This window comes from Bartonella sp. AA56HLJMS, from assembly GCF_042197145.1.
Lineage (GTDB): Bacteria > Pseudomonadota > Alphaproteobacteria > Rhizobiales > Rhizobiaceae > Bartonella.
Genome location: NZ_JBHIRL010000050.1, coordinates 1 through 3,330 on the forward strand (window position 1 = coordinate 1; position 3,330 = coordinate 3,330).

The 3,330-nt window shown below is 46.1% G+C and carries 2 protein-coding genes; both read left to right on the forward strand.

Features of this window, described 5'->3' with window-relative positions:
• The coding region (locus ACFINI_RS09530; RefSeq protein WP_375648002.1) for a ShlB/FhaC/HecB family hemolysin secretion/activation protein at nucleotides 1-1,275 on the forward strand (1,275 nt) is incomplete at its 5' end.
• 25 nt (nucleotides 1,276-1,300) lie between these two features.
• Nucleotides 1,301-3,330: filamentous hemagglutinin N-terminal domain-containing protein (locus ACFINI_RS09535; protein WP_375648003.1), on the forward strand; the 2,030-nt coding region annotated here is incomplete at its 3' end.

The window sequence follows — 3,330 nt, forward strand, 5'->3', positions numbered from 1 at the left end:
CTTTCAGAGATTTACTATAATGGTTCACCGGCATCTCGTTATAATAATGTTGTATGGAGTGCTTTTCCTGGGCTTCAAGGTCATGTTCTGAATATGCGCGATATTGAACAGGGGCTTGATCAGATCAACCGTTTGAGTTCAGCGCATGCTCAAAGCGAACTTCTTCCAGGGCGTGAAGAAGGGAGCACCATTGTCAATATTAACAATCATCCCGATAAAACTTTCAAGGTTACTGTTTCTCATGACAATATGGGACAATCTTCCACGGGTTATGCGCGTTATAGTGCGGGCTTGAGGGTAGAAAATATTTTAGGGATGAATGATGCGTGGGATTTTAACTATCAACGCAGTGAGCCCGATTATTGGGGTGGGAGCAAGCAAGAAGGACATAGCAATAACATTTCAGCGAGTGTGAGTATTCCATACGGTTATTGGACCTTTGGATTGAATGGCACTGTTTATAATTACCAAAGCATAATCCCTGGCAATTTTACCGATATTGAGACGACGGGGGATTCCAGTGAGTTGCACGCCAGTACAAGCAGGGTTCTTTACCGTGATAGTGTTTCCCTTACAACTTTGAATTTGGGTCTTTCTTATAAAAGAACCAACAATTACCTTCTTGGCAATAAGATTGAAGTGGGCAGCCGTCAATATAGCGCCGCCAATTTTGGCATTTCGCATTCGCGCCAGATGTTGGGGGGGACTTGGACCTTTGATGTGAGTTATTTGCAAGGGATCCCCTTGTTTCATTCAGTAAAGAAACATGCGCCAGGAGCAGGGGATGCGGAGCCACAATTTGCCAAATTTACTGGTACGCTTAGTGTCATGACGCCTTTTAAGATAGGGGGCTTGGACTTTATACTGAGCAATCTTTTGAGTGGTCAATATTCACCGCATAATTTATTGGGAGCTGAACAGATTTCGTTGGGGGGCGCTTCCAATGTTCGTGGCACGCGTGAGAGTTTGCTTTTTGGCAATAACGGTTTTTTTAGCCGGAATGATTTGTTGCTACGCACCATTCCGTGGAGCAATCACGCGACCTTCAAAAAGGTTTTTGGAGAACTTCGCCCTTATGTTGGTTTGGATTATGGGCGTGTTTTTGCACAACCCTTGTATGGGATTAAGAGTGACCAGCTTGCCGGTTGGACAGCCGGTGTCAAGCTTGCGGGAGGCATGGTCTCTCTTGATGCCAGTTATTCCAGTATTTTTTGGAGCACAGTTAAGCACAAAAAATCAGGAACATTTTTTATGACATTAACAATGGAACTTTAAGCATTTTTTATTGGGGAGTTAAAGTATGAGATATGAGAAGAGAGCAGAAAGAGCAGCTTTATTAGGTGTTTTGGTCTCCAGTACGATGCTCAAAAAGGTTTTATTTGGGGGACTTGGTTTTTCTTGTTTGTTAGCCCCTTCAGCGTTACAGGCGCAAATTACTGTGGATCCTAACGCGAATGCCGCCCATCGTCCGGATATAGTCGCAGCGCCCAATGGGGTTCCCTCGATTGATATTGTTACCCCCAATGGCAAGGGCTTATCGCACAATAAATATAACGATTTTAATATTGGAAATCCGGGTGTGATTTGGAACAATCATGCGCAAGAAGTAGGGCAATCGCAGTTGGGGGGCATTATGCCGGGCAATCCGCATTTGCGTTTCACGGGTTCAGCGAAAGTGATTTTAAATGAAGTGACCAGCAGCAAGCGCAGTGCGCTTCATGGTCCAGGAGAGGTTTTTGGGAGCCCAGCCGATGTGATTATAGCCAATCCCAATGGGATAAGCTGTGATGGTTGTGGCTTTATCAATACGCCCCATGCGACTTTAACCACAGGTGTTCCCGAAATTGATGCGAGCGGTTTTTTGAAAGGCTTTGAGGTGCGAGGTGGGGATATTACCTTTGGCGCTAAGGGAGCCAATTTTTTCTCTGGCAAGGGGGCGGTTGATATTGTCGATATTGTCTCACGCACAGTGCATTTTGAAGGAGCTGTTGCGGGCAGAGAAATTGGTGTGACAGCAGGGACGGGTCACTTTGATTATGCTTCACGGGAAATGAAAGAACTGACCGATATTACCGGTAAACCGGAATATGCGATAGATGGTTCTGCTTTGGGGGCTCTACAGGCGGACAGAATAAAACTTGTGGCAACAGAAAAAGGTGTTGGGGTTCGCATGCGCCATGATATGGCAGCCAATGCGGGGCAGTTGCATCTTTCTGCTGACGGGAAAATCTCGTTGAAGAATGTTTTTGGTCATGGGGGTGTTGTCCTCAAATCGAAAAGCCAGAGCATATTGGCAAAACACATCACCTCGAAAAAGCATATTGATATTGCCGCCCATAAGGATGTGACGTTAGAAACGGTTGGCGCTGATGGTCATTTGAAGATAGAGGCGCAGGATGGGCTTTTATCGATTGCCGGTAAGGCAACCTCTGGGGGCAATATGGAGCTGTCTTCGCGCCAGACACTTCAAGTTTCAGGGCTAGGGGCAGGCGCTGATATGGCTCTTGAATCGGGCGGAAACTTGAAACTTGAGGGGATTGTTTTAGCGCAAGGGAATCTCAAGGCGCGTGCCGGTGGTGATATACAAGCTCATTTTTTAGCCGGTGGGGTTGATATGGCGGCAACGGGTGCTGCTGGTGTTGTTGTTCTTGGCACCCAAGGGGATGTTGATCTCCAGAGCAGTCAAGGTGCGATTGTTGCTGAAAGTGTTTATGGAGCAGGAGATATCACCCTAGTTTCTCATAATGGGCTATCTGTTTCTCAAACAATTCTGTCGCATCAAAATGTTGCCATTCAAGCACAACCAGCAACAAATGCTCCCGTTCATTTTGGGCAACTTTTAGCCTATGGCAAGGCAAATATTGAGGGCGGGGCGGTTGACTTTTCTTCGTTGATGACGGGTGAAAAAGCTGTTTTAAAGGTTGGCAGCCTTGATGCAGGCACACTGATGACAGGTGTCGTTTCTACGGGCGGTTCAGGGGATCTTGTTTTAGATGAAAAGGGCTTTCTTTTGATTACAGCAAAAGAAGGGGTGAAGGTTGGTCAGATTGCCAGTGGTGGCAATATTGAAATTTTTGCAGGCAACGACATCTATTATGATCAGGTCATGGGCTATGGCAGCGCAACATTGACATCGGTATCAGGAGAGATCAGTGTTGAGAATGTGTTGTCTGCTGAGGGGGATGTGAGATTGACGGCAAACACTCTCGATTTAAGCAATAATCGTTCTCATATTTACACGCCGCAAACGCTGTATTTAATTGCAGATCATATTGATGTCTCGGGCAGCGAATTGGCTTATGGCGGTTTAGACTTTCAAAGCACCAATGC